This is a genomic window from Streptomyces profundus (assembly GCF_020740535.1).
GTDB classification, from domain to species: Bacteria; Actinomycetota; Actinomycetes; order Streptomycetales; family Streptomycetaceae; genus Streptomyces; species Streptomyces profundus.
In genome coordinates this window covers 2,836,774-2,855,193 of record NZ_CP082362.1, presented here as the reverse complement: position 1 = coordinate 2,855,193, position 18,420 = coordinate 2,836,774, and the positions used below count along the sequence as shown (strand labels likewise).

The following is an 18,420-nucleotide window of genomic DNA, read 5'->3' as shown; positions in this document are numbered from 1 at the left end:
CGTCAGGGGTGGGGACTGTGAGAGGTTCGTGGCCCGGCCGTGACCGTGGAGGCCATGAGCGGCGCCCACCACGTGCGGCGGCCCGCACCTCTCCCTGGTTGGAGGGGTGCGGGCCGCCGGTGGTGCGGGGTGGTGTTCAGGTGGTGCGGTAGGCGTCGATGATGGTCTGGGTCAGGGTGTTGCCGTGGTTGTCCTCGACCTCGGCGCGCAGGGAGACGGTGCCGCCGGCGTCGGGGCTGAGGATCTCCACGGCTCCGTCGACGATGTCGGCCTCTTCCCAGGTGTCGCCGCCGTCGAGGGAGGCGGAGACGGTCAGTGAGGCGGGTTCGTCGGCGGCTGAGCCCTGGACGGTGACGGGCACGGTGAGTGTCTCACCGGCGGGGGTGGTGCTGTCGAGGGCCAGTTCCGGGGTGTAGCGGACGGCGCTGAACGGCAGGGCCGTCAGCTCGTCCGTGCTCGCGGAGGTGAAGGTGAACGCGGAGGTGACCTCCGTGCTCACGGTGGTGAGGTCGGTGCCGCGCGACACGGTCGTGACCAGCTCGTAGTCGGCCTCGTCGGCCGGCAGCTCGAACTCCAGGTAGTTCAGCGGCGCGTCAGCGGACGCGTACTCCTCGCCGTCGCGGTAGAGCGTGGTCTCGGCCGAGTCGTGGTCACCCCAGGTGGGGTTGTCGGCGCCGTCGTTGAACGCGTTGGTCCAGCCGTAGAGCGTGTCGCCGTCGCGGAAGATGTTCCCGCCCGCGTCCACGGCGGGGCCGTGCACGCCCACGTTGATCGTCAGGTCATAGACCTCACCCGCGGTGTAGGTGGTGAGGCCGACGAGGTTCGACGTGCCCCTGAAGGTGTCCCAGTCCCTCTGGGAGAGTTCCAACTCCCAGGAGACGGTGTCCTGGACGTACACCTCCGCGGTGCGCGGCAGCGGCAGTTCCTCGGCGATGGTGAAGCCCGGGGTCTCCGGAAGGACGAAGAACGCGCCGCTGGCGTCCGCGACCGAGCTGCCCAGGCCGGCGTTGATCCGGGCCAGCTGGGACAGCTCCACATGTTCCGTGAGGCCGGTGTAGAACGCGCCGGGGTTGACGTGTGCCGCGTGGTACTCCTGGCCTTCCGTACCCGCGAAGGCCACGGTGGCGTCGCTGTCGATCGGGACCGACCCGACCTCGCCCAGCTGGGCGGTGCGCAGGCCATCCGGCAGGTCCATCACACTCCAGCCGAGGGAGAGCCTCGTCCTCCCCGACTCGTCGAGGAAGCGGATGGTGGGGGAGAGGATCGTCTGCTCGGCGGTCTCGTCCTCCAGCGTCCAGTCGATCAGCTCGGCGTCGTTGGCGTCGGCGGTGACGGTGGTGTCCTCGTCGACCTGGACGCCGGGGGCGACCAGCCAGTCGACGCCGGCGAGCTCCGCACCGGTCTCGTCCAGGTGGTAGAGCGAGACGTCGACCGCGTACTCGCCCGGGGGCACCCGGACCGTGCCGCTGCCCTCGGTGCCGAGGAACTCGTAGCGCTCCTGGGTCTCCAGGTCGTAGGCGTACCCGTAGAACTCCTGGGTCGGGGCGCCGGTCCTGTCGGTGGATTCGACGGTGAGGTCGAACTTCTCCTGCTCGCGTTCCACGGCGCCGGCGGTGGTGACGGTGGTGGTGCCGTCGGTCGCGGTGATGTGGAGGGAGTGGACGCCGAAGAGGGTGCCGGCCGAAGCATCAGCTGTCACCTCGACGGTGGCGGTGTCGCCGGCGGGGATGGTGACCTCGTCGGCGGAGAGGCTGAAGAGCCCTTCGGGGGCCTGGGCGCCCTCGGGGTCGGTGGCGGTGGCGCTCAGCTGGAGGGTGACGTCCGCATCGCCGAGGTTGGCGTAGGTCAGTTCCCTACTGACCGCGTCCTCGTGCGGGAAGGGCACGATGCCGAAGCTGAGGTTGGCCGGTTCGGCGATCACCGACTGCGCGATCGCGGCGGGTACGTCGATGCGGCCGGAGCCTTGTTGGATGGCGCTGTAGCCGTCGGCGGTGATGGCGGAGCCGGAGAGTACGGCCTTGACCTGCTGGCCGGTCAACTCGGGGTTGGCCTGGGCGACCAGCGCCGCCGCGCCGGCGACGTGGGGGGTGGCCATGGAGGTGCCGGAGATGGCGACGTGGGTGTCGTCGACGGGGGTGCCGTAGTCCCAGATGGCGGCGTTCTCGGCGCCGGCGGCGGCGATGTCGACGCCGGGGGCGGTCACGTCGGGCTTCAGGGCGCCGTCTCGGACGCGGGGGCCGACGGAGGAGAAGTCGGCCAGCTCGTCGGCGTCATCCACGGCGCCCACCGTCAGCGCGGCGTCCGCCGTACCGGGGCTGTCGACGGAGCCGGCGGAGGGGCCGGAGTTGCCGGCGGCGATGACGAAGAGGGCGTCGCTCTCGGCGGAGAGGGTGTTGACGGCTTCTTCCATGGGGTCGATCTCGTTGCCGGCGTAGCCGCCCAGGCTCATCGAGACGATGTCGGCGCCCTCGTCGACGGCCCACTGCATGCCCTCGATGATGTCCGACTCCCAGCCGCTGCCGAAGTCGTCCAACACCTTGCCGTTGAACAACTCCGCGCCGGGAGCCACCCCGTTGTACGGATCGCCGCTCCCGGCGACCGTGGCGGCGACGTGGGTGCCATGGCCGTCGAGGTCGGTCACGACATCCGACTCGGAGAAGTTCTGTTCGGCGGTGATCTTGTCGGCGCCGAGGTCCTCGTGTTCCTTGGCGATGCCGGTGTCCAGCACGGCGACGGTGATGCCCGTGCCGTCGAAGCCGGCTTCCCAGGCGTCGGGGGCGCCGATCTGCGGCACGCTGACGTCCAGTGACTTGGTGACCAGGCCGTCCAGCGCGATCGAGCCGACGCCGGGTGCCGCGTCCAGGGTGCCGACGCCCTCGGCGGGTCGGGTCAGTTCGGCCCACAGGGCGGGGATGTCCTCGGCCGCGACGGTCAGCGCTTCGCCGTCCACGGCGTCCAGGGTGGCGTCGACGTCCGGGTCGGCGTCGGCGAACAGTTCGGCGGCGCCCTGGTCGGTTCCGGTGTAGGAGACGATCAGCCGCAGGCCGTCGACCTGTCGGTACTGTTCGCGGCTCAGCTCGGTGACATCGAAGAGACGGCGGTCGAGCGTGCCGTCGTGGAGCAGTGGGATCACGTCGGCTGGCAGCACTTGGAGGTTCTCGCCGACCTTGGTGGTGCGCACCGGGATGTTCTCCCGGCCCTCGGCCGGGATCAGCCCGGTGACCTGACCGTCCTGGCCGAGCACCACCTGATCACCCGTGATCAGCGTGATCCGCTCACCGACGGCCTCCCGCTCGGAGACGGTCGGGACCTGGCCCGCCGCCCCTTCCTCAGCTCCGGCCGTCGCCGCTAATCCCGCCGTCATGGCGAGCGCAACGGCCGTGGCCCCGGCTATCCGAAGGCGTGCCCTCTTGGAATCTTTCTTCAACTGTCCCCCTGGTGACAGAAGTTGGCAGGAGGCGTCATCCGTCCTCCGCCAACCGATCATCGGTTGGGGAACTGCTGTCAAGCCACACCGTCAAGGGTGGGGACCGTGAGGGAATGGTGGTGTGACCGTGGTGATGGAGGCTCGTGATCCGGCTCCGGGCCCTCCCTAGCCGACCGCGAGACGCACCAGCCAGTAGCTCAGCGCGGCCACCCCACCGGCCGCCGGCATGGTGATGAACCAGCCGCGCACGATGCTCCCCGCCACCCCCCAGCGCACCGCGCTCACCCGACGGGTGGCGCCCACGCCCATGATCGCCGAGGTGATCACATGGGTGGTCGAGATCGGCGCGTGGAAGAAGTACGACGCCGAGTACAGCACCGAGGCCGCCGTGGTCTCCGCCGCGAAACCGCGCGGCGGGTCCAGCTCGATGATCCGCCGGCCCAGGGTGCGCATGATCCGCCAGCCGCCCGCATAGGTGCCGAGCGACAGCATCAACGCACAGGACACCTTCACCCAGATCGGGATGGCGTCGCTCTCGTCCTGCACACCGGCGATCACCAGCGCCATCACCACCACGCCCATGGTCTTCTGGGCGTCCTGTAGCCCGTGGCCCAGGGCCATCCCCGCCGCCGAGACCGTCTGCGCCATCCGGAAACCCCGCTGCGCGCGGTGCGGGTTGGCCTTTCGGAAGGCCCACAGGATGCCGACCATCACCAGATAGCCCAGCACCAGGCCGATCAGCGGCGAAAGGATCATGGGAATCACGATCTTGGTGAGCACGCCGTCCCAGTGCACGGTCGAGCTCCCGGCCAGCGCGGCCCCCACCAGGCCGCCGAAGAGCGCGTGCGAGGAGGACGAGGGGAGACCGTAGTGCCAGGAGACCAGATTCCAGGAGATGGCCCCCACCAGCGCGGCGAACAGGATGACCATGCCCTGTTTGCCCGTCGGGGTGGCGATCAACCCCTCGCTGACGGTCTTGGCCACGCCGGAGCCCAGAAACGCCCCGGCCATGTTCATCAGCGCGGCCATCGCGAGTGCGATACGTGGCGTCAACGCCCGGGTCGAGATCGAGGTGGCGATCGCGTTGGCGGAGTCGTGGAAGCCGTTGGTGTAGGTGAAGAAGAACGCCGCACCGATGACGACGAGCAGAGCGAAGGTGTCCACAGTGGGCTCAGGACTCCTTGACCACAATCGTCTCCACCGTGTTGGCGACCGACTCGAAGGCGTCGGCCGCCTCCTCCAGCACATCCACGATCTGCTTGAGCTTCATCACCTCGATGGCCTCGAAGCCCCCGCTGAACAGCTGCGCCAAGAGCTTCCGATGCACCTGGTCCGCCTGGTTCTCCAGGCGGTTGACCTCGATCCAGTACTCGTTCAGCTCCCGCATGGTGCGCAGCCTCGGCATCGCCTCGGCGGTCAGCTCGGCCGCCCTGCCGAGCACCTCTATCTGGCTCTCCACGCCCTTGGGCAGTTCGTCGATCTTGTAGAGAACCACCAGGTCGACGGCCTCTTCCATGAAATCCATGATGTCGTCGAGCAGTGAGGCCAGCCGGTAGATGTCCTCGCGGTCGAACGGGGTGACAAACGACGAGTTCAGCTGATGGAAGATGGCATGGGTCACATCGTCACCGGCGTGCTCGGCCGCGCGCATCCGCTCACCGATTTCCACCCGCGCCGCCGCATCGGCGCCCAGCAGCTCCATCAGCAGTTTCGAGCCACTGAGCACATTGTCGGCCGCGGTGGCGAACAGCTCGTAAAAGCTGGTCTCCCTCGGCGTCAGGCGAAAGCGCACGGCAGTTCCTCTGGCATTCAGCGGCTGTTGTCCCGACGATGCTAAGGGCAGAAACCAGCCACGGCTAACCTCTCTGGGAGAGCCTCGCTCAGCGGTTGCCGTTGTAGGGACCGTAGGGGCCGTCGCTGCTGCTCCAGCCGCCGCCACGGCCGCCGCCGCGCGTCACGGAGGTGACCGCGGGCTTCACATCCACCAGATAGACGACGGTCGCCACCGTGCCGGCGAGCACCAGCAGCAGATGCGGGATGGCCAGCTGTACCGCCACCGTGACGCCGAGGATCACCAGCCAGAACGGCTTGGTCTGCTTGTTGGCCGCGCGGAACGCGTCCTCCCGCTGGAGCGCCGCGTGCACCAGCGCGTAGACGCTGAGGACGAGCAGCGCGAGGAAGAGATAGAACCACAGCGACATGAACTTCTCGAGAAACATGCTCGCCACCCACTATGTCCGTTTGCTGAAGGTCGCCTTCCACGCTACCCGCCGAAAGCCCACGTCGGTAATGCCTGCTCCCGCCCGGGGTTGCCGAAACCATGCCCGGGCCGGCCCGGCCCGGCCGGGCCAGCGGCTGCGCCGTGGCCGTGGCCGGTCGTCGGCGGTCAGTCCTTCGGGGGCATCTTCTTCGGTGCGCGGGGGGCGGCCTTGCGGGCGCTGGGGGAGCGCCGCGCCCGGGGGGCCGCCTTGGCCTTGTCGGCCGGTGCGGGGGCCTCGGCCTCGGCCGGCTCGGTCGCGGGCTCGGGCTCGGTCACCGGCTCCGTGATCGATTCACCGGCCGGGTCGGTCACCGGCTCCGTGACCGGCTCCGTCACAGGCTCCGTCACCGGCTCGCGTTCGACGCGGACCTCTGACCAGGGCTCGCCGTCCTGGTCGGCCTCGTCCGCCGCGCGGCGACGTTCGACGGCGGTCTTGCCGCGTTCGGCCAGCTCGTCGTACGTCTCGCGCGCCTTCACCGCGTACTCAAGGGCGAGGCCCACGCCGGTGAACGCCACATGCTGGGCCTTCTCGCGCAGCTTGGGCAGCCGCTCGGGCGCCTCGGCGCGCAGCCGCTCCAGCGCGGCGGGCAGCTCACGCAGCTTCTCCGCCGCGAGATCGGCCGTGCCGGCCGCGACATAGAGCGGCGTCGACTCGCTCAGGGTCTTCCGCAGGTCATCGGTGATGGTCATGGTCGTTCCTCCCCTTGTTGGTGCTCGCCACGGAACGAGGCGTAGATCTGGAGCAGGGCCTCCTTCTGCCGGTCGGAGAGGTCCGGATCGGCGAGGATCGCCTCCCGCACCCCGACCGGCGGGGCCTCCTCCGCCTCGTCCCGCACGCGTTCGTCGAGAAAACCGGCCTGGACGTACAGCGTCTCGGCTGAGATCCGCAGCGCCTTGGCCAGCTGTTGCAGGATCTCCGCGCTCGGTCTGCGCAGTCCGCGCTCGATCTGGCTGAGATAGGGGTTGGACACCCCGGCGGCGTCGGCCAGCTGTCGCAGGGACAGCTTGGCCTGCTGCCGCTGCTCCCGCAGGAACGCCCCCAGATCTCCCACACCGAGTGAAGCCATGGCCCCAGCGTGCCCCAGCTTGCTAACTATTGCAAGCGAGGTGCTTGCTCCAGGCTGTCGGGTGTGTCACACAGCGCGCGGTCGACGAGGTCGCTGGCGGCCCGCTCCTGGCTGAGCATGCTCTCGAACGAGTCGCCCAGGGCGGTGGACATGGAGACGGTGACGGTGCGGCTGCCGTCGTCGGTGGCGCCGTTCAGGGTGATGTAGCCGCTCTCGCCGCCCTCGTGGCCCCAGTAGTGGCCGCCGCAGGACAGCGGCCGGTTGACCAGGCCCAGGCCATAGCCTCCGCCCGGCCAGAACGTCCGCATCTCCTCGTCGACCGGGACGGTCTCCCGCATCTCCGCCAGCCGTGCCCCGGACAGCAGTTCGCCGCCGAGCAGGGCCTGGAAGAAGCGGTTGACGTCCTCGGTCGTGGAGACATAGCCGCCCGGGTCGGGGACGATCACGCTGGTGACGTCGACCCGTTCGCCGGACGGGAAGACCTCGTAGCTGTTGGCGTGGGGCTCGCGGATGGTGGGCGTGCCGTCCGGCAGATAGGTGTGGTCCATGCCCAGCGGGTCCAGGATCCGGTCCGCCACCTCCTCGTGCCAGGGGCGGTCGGTGATCTCCTCGATGATCAGGGTGAGCAGGACATAGCCGGCGTTGGAGTAGCCCCAGCCGGTGCCGGGCGGGAAGTCCGGGCCGTGCTCCATCGCCCGCGCGACGATCTCCCGGGGGGTGTGGGTGTCGTGTCGGTGCTCCAGGTACTCCTCCGGGGTGGCGTGGCCGGGGAGGTCGTCGTGGATGCCGCTGGTGTGCTGGAGGAGGTGGCGGACGGTGATCAGCCGTCCGTCGTTGCCGTTGCCGTCCACCAGGCCCGGCAGCCAGTGGTCCACCGTGTCGTCGAGCGTCAGCTCGCCCTCGTCGACCAGCCCTAGGACCACGGCCGCCACCAGCGTCTTGCCGGTGCTGGCCATCCGGAAGTAGCCGTCGTCCGGCACCGGGAGGTCCGTGTCCACCTCGGCGACGCCGCTGGTCGCGACCAGGTCAGGCCCGTTGCCCGTGGTCACCCGGGCCTGGACGCCGGTGACGCCCAGCGCCGTGATGGCGTCGGCGTCCCGGCGCAGGTCGTCCTGCCCGTACTCGGGCGCGCTCGACTGCCGCGCGTCGGCCGGCAGTTGGACGGCGACGGCGACGCCGGTGAGGACGAGGGCGGCCGTCGCTGTGGCGAGCCACCGTTTGCGCATGCGGGTGATGGGGTTTCTCATGACCGGAACGCTAGGTAGGCGGTCGGTCGCTGGTCGCTACCACAGGCTGCCGAACGAAAGCTACAGCTGCCTGTAGTGCCGGTGGATCGCCCGCTCCCTAGGGTGAATCACGTGAAAGATGTGTCTGGCGTGCTCGGCGCGGTCCGTGCGCGGTCGTTCGGGGCCTGGCGCGGCGGACGCTATCTGCTGGGCACCCTGCTGGCCGCGACGGTGACGCTGTTCGCGGCGCCCCTGCTGTGCGTTCCCACGCTGGCCCAGCCCTGGGCGGAACGGCAGCGCCAGCGCGCCGGGGCGCTGCTCGGGCGGCCGGTCGAGCAGCGTCGGCGCGCCACCCGCCGCAACCTCCTCGGGCTGCTGACCCAGGTGGCCACCGGTCTGCCGGCCGGTGGCCTCGCGCTGATCTGTCTGGGCAACCTGCTGCTCGCCCCCTTCATCGTGGCGTTCTGGTGGGCCTTCGACACGGCGCCCTGGCTGCCCGTGATCAGCGTTCCCCTCACCGGCTGGGGCACCGCGCTCTGGCTCGGACTGGTCAACGTCGTGCTGCTGGCGGCGCTGTGCGTCATCGTTCTCCCGCCGCTCGCCCGGCTGCACGCCCGCTGCTGCCTCGCGGTGCTGGCGCCCTCGCCCGCGGAACAGCTGGTCGAACGCGTCAGCGAGCTCACTCGCACCCGCACCGATGTCCTCCAGGCGCACAGCGCCGAGCTCCGCCGGATCGAGCGGGATCTGCACGACGGCACCCAGGCCCGGCTGGTGGCCATCGCGATGCGGCTCGCCGTGGTCGGGCAGCGCCTCCCCGGCGATCCGGACGATCCGGACGATCCCAACGGCGCCGCCGCGCTGGTGCGGCAGGCCCAGGCCGAGACGGAGGAGGCGATGACCGAGCTGCGCTCCGTCATCCGCACCATCTATCCCCCGGTGCTCGCCGACCAGGGCCTGGCCGGCGCGCTCACCACCCTGGCCACCAGGGCGGGGGTGCCGACCCGCATCGATGTCGGCCCGCTCGGGGCGGTGCCGGCCGCGGTCGAGGCGGTCGCCTACTTCGCCGTGACCGAGGCCCTGGCGAACGTCGCCCGCCACAGCCGGGCCACCGAGGCATCCGTCCTGGTCACCCGCGACGGTGAGCTGCTCCGCGCGCGGATCACGGACGACGGGGCCGGCGGGGCGGACGCCGTCCGGGGTTCGGGGCTGGACGGAATGCGCCGCCGCGCCGCCGCGCTGGACGGCACCATGGGGATCAGCAGCCCGCCGGGCGGGCCGACCGTCATCACCGTGGAGCTGCCGTGCGCGTAGTGCTCGCCGAGGACAACGTCCTGCTGTCGTCCGGGCTCGAACTCCTGCTGAACTCGCAGGGGTTCGAGGTCGTCGCGATCGCGGCCGACGCCCCCGCGTTCCTCGCGGCGGTCGAGACCCACCGGCCCGACGTCACCATCGTGGACGTGCGGCTGCCCCCGACCTTCCGCGACGAGGGCATCCGGGCCGCGATCCGGGCGCGCGGCGACCATCCGGGGCTTCCCGTGCTGGTGCTGTCGCAGTATGTGGAGCAGGAGTACGCCGGCCGGCTGCTCGCGGACGCCAGGGGCGGCATCGGCTATCTGCTCAAGGACCGGGTGAGCCGCATCGCCGAGTTCACCGACGCGCTGCGCCGGGTGGCCGGCGGCGGCACCGCGATGGATCCGGAGGTCGTCGCCCAACTCCTCGCCGCGCGCGCCGATCCCGTCGCCTCCCTGACCGCGCGGGAACGCGAGGTCCTGACGCTGATGGCCGAGGGCCACGACAACGCGACCATCGCCGGGCGGCTCGTCATCACCGACAACGCCGTCCACAAGCACATCGGCAACGTCTTCCTCAAACTGGGCCTCTCCGTGGGCGACAGCGGCCACCGCCGCGTCCGCGCCGTCCTCGCCCACCTCCGTCACCACGCCACCGGCGCCGAGGGGCCCATGCCCCCCGGCGCCGGCGGTCGCCAGGTCAGAGGGGCAGGTTGGTGAGGATGGCGGTCAGGGCGGTCGGGTCGAGGAGGAAGCCGGTGTGGCTGGTGCGGAGGGTGTGGACGTCGTACGGGTTGTCCGGGGTGAGGGCGTCGGACTCGGCGATGAGGCGGTCCTGCATGGCCACCGGGAGTGAACGGTCCTCGCTGAGGCGGACATAGCTGCGCGGGATCGTGCCCCAGGTGTCGGCGTGGCCGCGCGCGTCGGCCGTCATCACCGCGAGGGACTCGTCCGGCTGGAGGATGTTGAGGAAGGCCAGGAACTGCTCGTCGGTGCCGTCGGCCATGACGGCCGCCTTGAGGGCGGCGAGCAACTCCGGGTCCGCCGTGCGGTAGTTGGCCCGGCCGACGCCGAGCGCCGCGGGGTCGCCGACGTTCAGCGCGGCCAGTTCGCCCAGCAGGCTCGCGCCGAACTCCGGCTCGGTCATGTACTCGACGGGGCTCGCCTTCCGCACACAGGACCAGGCGGAGACATAGACGAGCCGGTCCACCAGCTGGGGCACCGCGTTGCCCACCCCGGTGATGGTGGTGCCGCCGAGGCTGGCGCCCACCAGCACCACGGGGCCGTGCTCGGCGACCTTCCGGACGACGCCGACGACATGGTCGACGTTGTCCCGCAGGGTGACCCCGGCCAGGGGTGAGGGGACGGCCGCCCAGGCGTCGAGGTCCTGCGGGGCCTGGTAGGCGACGGGGTAGTGCGCGTCGAAGCCGTGCCCTGGCAGGTCGACGGCGTAGCTGCGGTGGCCGAGCAACGCCAGCTCACGCTGGACGGGCGCCCACATGAACGCGTTGGAGCCCGAGCCGTGCACCAGGACGAAGGTGGCGCTCCGGCCTTGGGAGTTGACAGAAACGGATGACATACGGATGTGATCCCATGCTTGAGTGGCGGCGCGGCGCGCCGCAGGGGGGGAGAAGCGGAAACAGGCGGGCCCGTCTCAGCTGGCTCGACACCGCACAAACATGAAACACATGCTCTCGACCGTACCGTAGGGCCTCGGGCGTCAGACTTCGGGTCTCAGACGTCGGGCTTCGGGCCTCAGGCGAGGGCGCCCGCCAACAGGTCGGCGAGGAGGGCCGCGCCGGAGGCGTCCGGGTCGAGATCCGGGTCGTAGATGGTCAGGTTGAGGCCGACGCAGCGGGGGGAACGGGTCAACGCGCCGAGCAGCGCGGCGAGTTCGTCGGGCAGCAGGCCGCCGGGGTCGGGGCTGTCCACGGCGGGCATCACGGTCGGGTCCAGCACGTCCGCGTCCAGATGCACCCAGAACCCGTCCGTCGCCGGCTGCTCCAGGGACGCCACCACGGCCGCCAACTCCGTGTCCCCCCAGGCCCTGATCTCACCGGCCGTCGCATGGGAGATGCCCAGCGCGGTGAGTTCCGCGCGGTCGGTGTCGTAGTCCCGCATGCCGAAGAGCCTGATGTCCTCGTCGCGGAGGTAGGGGCCGAGCCCCTCCAGGTCGGTGAGGTCCGACTGGCCCCGGCCGGTGCTCAGGGCGAGTTCCTCGCCGCCGGCCGCGCCGATCCTCTCCCGGTCGGTGTTGCCCGGATGCCGGAAGTCAGCCGAGCCGTCGATCGCGGCGAGCCCGTAGCGGCCGATGCGGCGCAGGGCCAGCGAGGAGCCCAGCTGGATGGAGCAGTCGCCGCCCAGCACGAGCGGGAACTCCCCGGCCCGCAGATGGTGTTCGATCCGGTCGGCGAGTGTCCGGGTGTAGCCGGCGATGGCCGCCGCGTGGAAGACGCCGTCCCCCGGCCGCCATTCGCCCCTGTCGTAGCGGGGCGGGACGACGACACCGCCCTCCCGCGCGCCGAGCCGCGCCGGCAGCCGCTGCTCGCGGAGTGCGCCGGCGAGCTTGTGACAGCCGGGCACCGCGCCTTCGACGGGTGGGCGAAGGCCCAGGTTGGATGGGGCGTCCAGAACCACGATGTCTCGCATCGGGCCATTGTCGCCCGGCCGCCGGGGACGGGGTCAGGCGCCGCCGAAGTGCGGGCCGCGCCGGTGGCGGGCGCGGTCGCCGCGTGGCCGGGCGAGGTCCGGGCGGTCGCCGGGCGAACCACGGGCCGCCAGGGCCTGGAGCCGGGCCAGGCCGGCGAGCAACTCGTCCCGGTTCCCCGCCCGTTTCATCCAGACCGGGAGGCGGGCGAACATCGACGTGGTGGGCCGCACCGGACCGCGTTCGCGCAGCCGCGCGCCGACATAGGCGGTCAACTCCACGACATGCGACTGGTTGTAGGCCCAGAGGACCTCGCCGGCGCAGCGGGTCTGGAGCCAGAGGGGGTGGCGGAAGAACGGGTCCTCCGTGCCGCCGAGGCTCACGCCGATCAGCGCCCCGCCGATCCGCTCGGGCTGCCAGGCGGCCACGGCGCCGCAGCCGGCGCAGCTCAACCGGCGTTCGGCGACGAGGAGTTGACCGGCGTAGGCGGCCGGGGGCAGATCGGGCGCCGGGGTCACCAGGGCGCGTCCGGCGCAGCGCGGGCAGACCACCAGCACCCGGTCGACGAACCGGCCCAGCCAGCCGCCCTCGTCGCGGTGACGTGACCCGTCGTGCCCGCCCATGGTCCCCCCCGGTGCCGGGCACCAGGGTAACCGGGCGCCGGGCGGCCTCAGCTGTCGTCTCCCGCACCGCGCTCGGGCGCGCTCATGTCCCCCGTGCCCGGGGTGCCGTCGGCGAGCCCGTAGCGCAGGTAGACGGTGCCCTTCGGGCTGGCCACCGGCGGTTCGAGAAGGGTGACGTTCGTGGGCACCGCGCCCCCGTCGAACACCTTCTTCCCGACGCCGAGCACGACCGGGTGCACCCAGAGGTCGAGGCGGTCGAAGAGCCGCTCGCGCAGCAGGGTCTGCACCAGGTTCAGGCTGCCGACGACCCTCACCCGCTCGTGCCGGTCGCGGAGCTCGCGGACCGCGCCGGCCAGGTCGGGGCCGAGCTGGCTTGAGCCGGCCCAGGAGAGGTCGGGCCGGCCCCGCGACGCCACGTACTTGGGGACGCTGTTGAAGAGCGTGGCGATCTCGTCGTCCTCGCCGCCCTCGTGGTGCGGCCAGTAGGCGGCGAAGATGTCGTAGGTCCGCCGGCCGAGCAGCAGGGCGTCCGTGCCCTCGTACGCGGCGCTGATCTGCGCCCCGGCGACCTCGTCCAGCAGGGGCGCCTGCCAGCCGCCGAACGGGAACCCGGCCGGGTCCTCCTCGGGGCCGCCGGGCGCCTGCCCGACGAGGTCGAGGGTTGCGAAGAGTTCGATCTGGATGAGGCCCATCGCCTTGGCTCCCGCCGTTCTGGTCGTCTCGGTCGGGAGGTAGACCAGCGGGCGCCGCCGGACTCATCGCTGCTCCGGCGGTCGGTTCATCGGCGGTCGGTTCTTCGGCGCCGGCGGTCAGGGGCCTTCGGGCGGCGCGTCCCGGCCGAAGGCGCCGGCGTGGGCGGCCAGCGCGGTGGCCCGCGCCGCCCGGGCGGGCAGCGCGGGGTCGGGGGCGGTGCGCAGCAGGGTGAGGTGGTGGTAGACGGGTGCGGAGGCGGCGATCAGCAGCTCCCTGGCGTTGGTGCGGGCCGGGAGTTCGCCGCGCTGGACGGCGCGGTCGACGACGGTGGCGCAGCGGTCGTAGCGGTCGTCCCAGAAGTGGGTCAGGGCGCGGGCGGCGTCGGGGGAGCGGAACGAGGTGGCGATCAGCGCCATGGCGAGCGGTGGGCTTTCGGTGAGCCCCTGCTGTACCTCCGTGTTGAGCGCGGTGAGGTCGCCGATCAGGGATCCGGTGTCCGGCGGCTGCCAGGAGTCGTCGGCCGCCGCGTGCAGCAGGTCGGCGAGCAGGCCGCCGACGTCGCCCCAGCGGCGGTAGACCGTGGTGCGGTGCACGCCGGAGCGCGCGGCGACCGCGTCCACGGTGAGCCCGTCGTAGCCGTGCTCCAGCAGTTGGGCGCGGACGGCCTCGTGCACCTGGGCCCGCACCCGGGCGCTGCGCCCGCCGGGGCGGCGGGGCGGCTGATCGTCCGCCGGGCCCGCCGAGCCCGTTGGGTCCGCTGCGTTCGTTGCGTTCGTTGACGGGGGGTGCGTGGCCATGGCAGCATGCTAACGCAACTGTTGTCGCTTTAACGAGGTGTCCTGTGCTCTTCCGAGGTGTTCGTCCGGTCTCCCGGGCCCATGCGGCCCGTCCGTCCACGCCATCCTCGGAGGTCGCTTTTGTCCACCCGGAAGTCCACCAGCGAGTCCACCCAGATCACCGCCCTGAACATCACCAAGTCCTACCGGGGGCGGCTCGTCCTCGCCTCGGTCAGCTGCTCGTTCCCCAGGGGTGAGCGCGCCGGGATCGTCGGCGAGAACGGCTCGGGGAAGACCACCCTGCTGCGGCTGCTCGCCGGCCAGGAGCGGCCCGACGAGGGGGAGATCGTGCTGCGGGCCGACGGTGGCGTCGGCTACTTCGCGCAGGCGGTCACGCTGCCGCCCGAGCTGACCGTTCAGCAGGTCATCGACCAGTCGCTCGGCGAACTACGCGCTATCGAGGCCCGGTTGCGTGCCCTGGAGGCCGCGATGGCGGCCGGGGACGCGTCCTCGCTCGTCGCCTATGGCGAGGTGCGAGACGCCTTCGAGCTGCGCGGCGGCTATGCGGCGGAGGCCAGGCTGGAGCGGGCCCTGGCCGGGCTCGGCCTGAGCCGGCTGCCGAGGGGCCGCCGGATCGGCGCGCTCTCCGGCGGCGAGCTGAGCCGGCTGCGGCTGGCCGCGCTGCTGGCCACGGGCCCCGAGGTGCTGCTGCTCGACGAGCCGACCAACCACCTCGACGACGAAGCGCTCGGCTGGCTCCAGGACCAGCTGCGCGCCAGGCGCGGCACCACCCTCGCCGTCTCCCACGACCGGGTCTTCCTCGAACGCGTCGCCGACAGCCTCTGGGAGGTGGACGCCGACCGGCGGCAGCTGGTCAGGTACGGCGACGGCTATGCCGGCTATCTCGCCGAGAAGGCGGCGGCCCGCCGCCGCTGGGCGGCGCGACACGAGGAGTGGCTGGCCGAGACCGCGCGGCTGCGCGAGGCGGCGGCTGTCACCGCGCGCCGGGTCGCCCCAGGTCGGGCCATCAGGGACGGCAACAAGATGGCCTACGACAGGGCCGGCGGCCGGGTGCAGCGCTCCGTCGCCGGCCGGGTCCGCAACGCGGAGGAACGCCTGCGCCGGCTGCTCGCCGAGCCGGTGCCCGCCCCGCCCGAGCCGCTGCGCTTCACCGCCACCCCACCCGGCACCGGGGCCGGCGGAGCCGGCGTGGCGCTGCGCGCCGACGGCGTCGGCGTCACGGGGCGGCTCGCCCCGCTCGACCTGCGGGTCGGCGCCGGCGAGCGGCTGCTGGTGACCGGGCCCAACGGGGTGGGCAAGAGCACCCTGTTGCAGGTGCTCTCCGGTCGACTCGCCCCTGACCAGGGCGTGTTCACCGGGCGGGGGCGCGTCGGGCATCTGCCCCAGGAGCCAGCCCCTGGACGGCCGGGGGTGACGCTGCTGGCCGCCTTCGGCCGGGGCCGCCCCGGCACCCCCGATGAGCACGCTGAACAGCTGCGTTCCCTGGGGCTGTTCGCGCCCGACGTACTGGACGTTCCGGTGGCGAAGCTCTCCATCGGGCAGCGGCAACGCCTGGCATTGGCCCGGTTGGTCAGCTCTCCAGTCGACATTCTGCTGCTCGACGAGCCCAGCAACCATCTCTCGCCCGCCCTGGTCGAGCAGCTGGAGGAGGCGCTGGCCGGCTTCGGGGGGACGCTGCTCGTGGTCAGCCACGATCGCGCGCTGCGCGCCCGTTGGCGCGGCGCCGAGCTGCGCCTCCCCATCCGCTGAACCCCCCGCCCACGCCTGGAGAGGACCCTCGCCATGCCATCTGCCTCCCCTTCCTCCCCGTCTCCCACCTCCCCCACCGCTCTCACCCTGGTCCCGGTCGCCGACGCCGCCGCCGGCCCCTACGCACTCGCCCAGGGGCCCGACGGCGCGCTCTGGTTCACCCTGGTGCACGCCGGCCGGATCGGCCGGCTCGCCGGGGACGGCCGGGTGGAGTTCCACTCGCTGGACTCGCCGGACTGCGGTCCGATGGTGATCACCGAAGGGCCCGACGGCGCCCTCTGGTTCACCCGGGGTCTCGACCATCGGATCGGCCGGATCGACCTCTCGGGGCGGGCCACCTCCTTCCCGCTGCCCACCGAGGACGCGGGGCCTTTCGGCATCGTTGCCGGACCTGACGGTGCCCTGTGGTTCACCGAGACCCGCGGCGACCGGATCGGCAGGATCACGACGGAGGGCGAGGTCACCGAGTTCCCGCTGCCGATGGCCGACGGCTTTCCCTCCGCCATCGCCGTGGGCCAGGACGGCGCGCTGTGGTTCACGCTCAACAAGGCGGACGCCATCGGCCGGATCACGTTGGACGGCACGGTCGACATCCACCCGCTGCCCACCGGGGACGCGGGCCCGGTCGGCATCGCCGCCGGGGCCGACGGCGCGCTCTGGTTCGTCGAGACCGGCGCCGGGCAGATCGGCAGGATCACGACGGAAGGCCAGGTCACGGAGTTCCCGCTGCCCGAAAGGGCAGCGCGCCCGCACGCCATCGTCGCCGGCCCGGACGGGCGTCAGTGGTTCACCGAGTGGGGCAGCGGCGGGCTGGGGGCCGTCGACGGGGAGGGGCGGATGGAGCTGTTTCCGCTGCCGCCCGCGGGCTCTGAACCTCATGGCATCGCGGTGGGCCCTGACGGTGCCCTCTACGCGGCGCTGGAGACCGGCGCCCTGGCCCGGCTGTACCCGGGCGGGGCAGCGTGCCGAGCGGCTCAGCCGGGGGCGCCGGGCAAGAATGACGCCCATGGCGACGATTCAGCTGGATGACCTTCCTCTCTGGTATCACGAGCAGGGCAGCCCGACGGGCGACCCCGTGGTGTTGTTGCACAGCGCCTTTGTCGACTCCCGGATGTTCGATGTCGCGCTGCCCCACTTGGACGTCCACTTCCGCGTCCTGACCTTCGACCGACGGGCCCACGGGCACACGCCGGATGTCGGGGGGCCGCTCTCCTACGAGCTGATGGCGCGGGACACCATCGCCTTCCTGGAGCGGGTGGTGAACGGCCCCGCGCATCTGGTGGGCCACAGCGACGGGGCCAATGTCGCCCTGCTGGTGGCGATGCGACGGCCCGACCTGGTACGGAAGTTGGTCCCCATCAGTGGGAACTTCCACCACGAGGGGCTGCTCCCCGGTGTGCTGGAGGGCTTCGGGGAGGAGGACGCGCTGCGCTATCTCGGCACCAACTACGGCGCGGTCTCGCCCGACGGCGAGCAGCACTTCCCCACGGTGGTCGACAAGGTGCTCCGCATGGCCGGCACCCAGCCGACCCTCACCGAGGCCGATCTCGCCCGGATCACCGCGCGGACCCTGGTGGTCGCCGGCGACGACGACGCGATGTCCCTCGAACACACCGTCGCCCTCTACCGCGCCATCCCGGACGCCGAGTTGGCGATCGTGCCGCGCGCCTCGCATCTGCTGGTGGTGGAGCGGCCGGCCGAGGTCTACGGACTGGTCAACACCTTCCTGACCACGGCCGAGCCGCCCCCGCCCACCAGACAGCCCATCCGCCGCGCGCGTCAGGTCAGCCAGCCTGACCGGTCGGCATCACGGTGAGCTGCTGGATGTTGACGCGCGGCGGCAGCGACGCCAGGAAGCCGACGGTGGTGGCGATGTCGTCGGCGGTGAGCCACTCCATCGTCTCCCGCGTCCCGGCCAACCAGTCGAGGGCGCCCTGATCGGTCACATGGCCCTGCAACTCGGTCTCCACGATGCCGGGTTCGAGCGCGGCGACCCGCACGTCCCGCGGGCCGAGCTCCGCGCGGAGATGGCGGGAGAGATGGGTGACGAACGCCTTGCTCGCCGAGTAGACGGCGAACTTGGGGAACACGTTCTGGGCGGCGATGGACGAGGTGTTGATCAGGTCGGCGACGCCCCGTTCCGCCGCCGCCCGCAGCAGGTGCGGGGTGAAGGCGCCGACGATGTTCATCAGCCCCGTGATGTTGAGGTCGATCTGACGCTGCCACTGGTCGCTGGCGACCTCCTCGACGGGCGCGGCCAGCATCACGCCGGCGTTGTTGAACACCAGGTCGGCGTTGCCGAGTTCGGCGGCCACCTGGTCCGCCGCCACGGACACCGCCGCCCGGTCCGTGGCGTCCACGGCGAGGGCCAGCGCGGTGCCGCCCTTCCCCTGGACGCGCTCGACCAACGCGTCGAGCCGGTCGGCGCGGCGGGCCAGCAGCGCGACGCTGGCGCCAAGGCCCGCCAGGTGTTCGGCCGAGGCGGCGCCGATGCCGCTGGACGCGCCGGTGATCACGGCGACCCGGCCCGCCAGCGGCTGCTGGGAGACGGCCGCTGAGGTTGTTGAGGTGGCTGAGGTGGTTGAGGACACGGTGTGCCCCTTTCCGATACGTGGATGCTGGGTGGGCGGGCCCGGCGGGAG

General features: G+C 71.9%; 18 protein-coding genes. 5 read left to right on the top strand and 13 right to left on the bottom strand.

The annotated features are described in order from the left end of the window. Positions 1–136: 136 nt before the first annotated feature. From K4G22_RS12515 to K4G22_RS12485, 7 genes are all read right to left on the bottom strand, one after another. Positions 137–3,364, bottom strand: a complete 3,228-nt coding sequence (locus K4G22_RS12515; RefSeq protein ID WP_228080191.1) for a S8 family peptidase — start codon at positions 3,362–3,364, stop codon at positions 137–139. A 228-nt stretch (positions 3,365–3,592) separates the two neighbouring features. Continuing rightward, positions 3,593–4,591: an inorganic phosphate transporter gene (locus K4G22_RS12510; protein ID WP_228080189.1), complete on the bottom strand. Its 999-nt coding sequence runs from the start codon at positions 4,589–4,591 to the stop codon at positions 3,593–3,595. A 7-nt stretch (positions 4,592–4,598) separates the two neighbouring features. Continuing rightward, the gene (locus K4G22_RS12505) at positions 4,599–5,219 is read right to left on the bottom strand and encodes a DUF47 domain-containing protein (protein WP_228080187.1); all 621 of its coding nucleotides are present in this window, start codon (positions 5,217–5,219) and stop codon (positions 4,599–4,601) included. 88 nt (positions 5,220–5,307) lie between these two features. Continuing rightward, entirely contained in the window at positions 5,308–5,646 is a 339-nt protein-coding gene (locus K4G22_RS12500; protein ID WP_228080185.1) for a DUF2516 family protein, read from the bottom strand. Positions 5,647–5,813: 167 nt separating this feature from the next. Continuing rightward, the gene (locus tag K4G22_RS12495; RefSeq protein ID WP_228080184.1) at positions 5,814–6,377 is read right to left on the bottom strand and encodes a hypothetical protein; all 564 of its coding nucleotides are present in this window, start codon (positions 6,375–6,377) and stop codon (positions 5,814–5,816) included. Next, positions 6,374–6,754 (bottom strand): helix-turn-helix domain-containing protein, encoded by a 381-nt coding sequence (locus K4G22_RS12490; protein WP_228080181.1) that lies wholly within the window; start codon positions 6,752–6,754, stop codon positions 6,374–6,376. The genes K4G22_RS12495 and K4G22_RS12490 overlap by 4 nt, the downstream gene beginning before the upstream one ends. 26 nt (positions 6,755–6,780) lie before the next feature. Further along, positions 6,781–8,001, bottom strand: coding sequence for a serine hydrolase domain-containing protein (locus K4G22_RS12485; RefSeq protein ID WP_228080179.1), 1,221 nt, complete (start codon positions 7,999–8,001; stop codon positions 6,781–6,783). Positions 8,002–8,112: 111 nt separating this feature from the next. Here K4G22_RS12485 and K4G22_RS12480 point away from each other — a divergent pair, with 111 nt between their 5' ends. Together K4G22_RS12480 and K4G22_RS12475 are read left to right on the top strand one after the other, a co-directional pair. Beyond that, positions 8,113–9,291, top strand: coding sequence for a sensor histidine kinase (locus K4G22_RS12480; RefSeq protein ID WP_228080177.1), 1,179 nt, complete (start codon positions 8,113–8,115; stop codon positions 9,289–9,291). Continuing rightward, on the top strand, positions 9,282–9,989 hold the full coding sequence (locus tag K4G22_RS12475) for a response regulator (RefSeq protein ID WP_228080175.1): 708 nt from the start codon (positions 9,282–9,284) through the stop codon (positions 9,987–9,989). The genes K4G22_RS12480 and K4G22_RS12475 overlap by 10 nt, the downstream gene beginning before the upstream one ends. Here K4G22_RS12475 and K4G22_RS12470 read toward each other — a convergent pair. From K4G22_RS12470 to K4G22_RS12450, 5 genes are all read right to left on the bottom strand, one after another. Continuing rightward, on the bottom strand, positions 9,970–10,848 hold the full coding sequence (locus tag K4G22_RS12470; RefSeq protein WP_228080173.1) for an alpha/beta fold hydrolase: 879 nt from the start codon (positions 10,846–10,848) through the stop codon (positions 9,970–9,972). The two genes, K4G22_RS12475 and K4G22_RS12470, sit on opposite strands and share 20 nt — an antisense overlap. A gap of 176 nt (positions 10,849–11,024) precedes the next feature. Beyond that, complete coding sequence (locus K4G22_RS12465) at positions 11,025–11,918, bottom strand: arginase family protein (RefSeq protein ID WP_228080171.1); 894 nt, start codon at positions 11,916–11,918, stop codon at positions 11,025–11,027. A 33-nt stretch (positions 11,919–11,951) separates the two neighbouring features. Beyond that, positions 11,952–12,539: a hypothetical protein gene (locus tag K4G22_RS12460; RefSeq protein WP_228080169.1), complete on the bottom strand. Its 588-nt coding sequence runs from the start codon at positions 12,537–12,539 to the stop codon at positions 11,952–11,954. Positions 12,540–12,586: 47 nt separating this feature from the next. After that, the gene (locus K4G22_RS12455) at positions 12,587–13,231 is read right to left on the bottom strand and encodes a dihydrofolate reductase family protein (protein WP_228080167.1); all 645 of its coding nucleotides are present in this window, start codon (positions 13,229–13,231) and stop codon (positions 12,587–12,589) included. A 117-nt stretch (positions 13,232–13,348) separates the two neighbouring features. Further along, positions 13,349–14,029, bottom strand: coding sequence for a TetR/AcrR family transcriptional regulator (locus tag K4G22_RS12450; protein WP_228080165.1), 681 nt, complete (start codon positions 14,027–14,029; stop codon positions 13,349–13,351). Between the two features lie 120 nt (positions 14,030–14,149). Between K4G22_RS12450 and K4G22_RS12445 the strand changes: the two genes are divergently transcribed. Genes K4G22_RS12445 through K4G22_RS12435 form a run of 3 tightly spaced genes read left to right on the top strand, consistent with a single transcriptional unit; the run spans position 14,150 to position 17,594 of the window. Then, positions 14,150–15,778, top strand: a complete 1,629-nt coding sequence (locus tag K4G22_RS12445) for an ABC-F family ATP-binding cassette domain-containing protein (RefSeq protein WP_228080163.1) — start codon at positions 14,150–14,152, stop codon at positions 15,776–15,778. A gap of 33 nt (positions 15,779–15,811) precedes the next feature. Beyond that, on the top strand, positions 15,812–16,807 hold the full coding sequence (locus tag K4G22_RS12440; protein ID WP_228080161.1) for a Vgb family protein: 996 nt from the start codon (positions 15,812–15,814) through the stop codon (positions 16,805–16,807). Further along, positions 16,785–17,594 (top strand): alpha/beta fold hydrolase, encoded by an 810-nt coding sequence (locus K4G22_RS12435; RefSeq protein WP_228080159.1) that lies wholly within the window; start codon positions 16,785–16,787, stop codon positions 17,592–17,594. Before K4G22_RS12440 ends, K4G22_RS12435 begins: the two co-directional genes overlap by 23 nt. Here K4G22_RS12435 and K4G22_RS12430 read toward each other — a convergent pair. Continuing rightward, positions 17,563–18,369 (bottom strand): SDR family oxidoreductase, encoded by an 807-nt coding sequence (locus K4G22_RS12430; protein ID WP_228080157.1) that lies wholly within the window; start codon positions 18,367–18,369, stop codon positions 17,563–17,565. The genes K4G22_RS12435 and K4G22_RS12430 overlap by 32 nt on opposite strands. Positions 18,370–18,420: the final 51 nt, after the last annotated feature.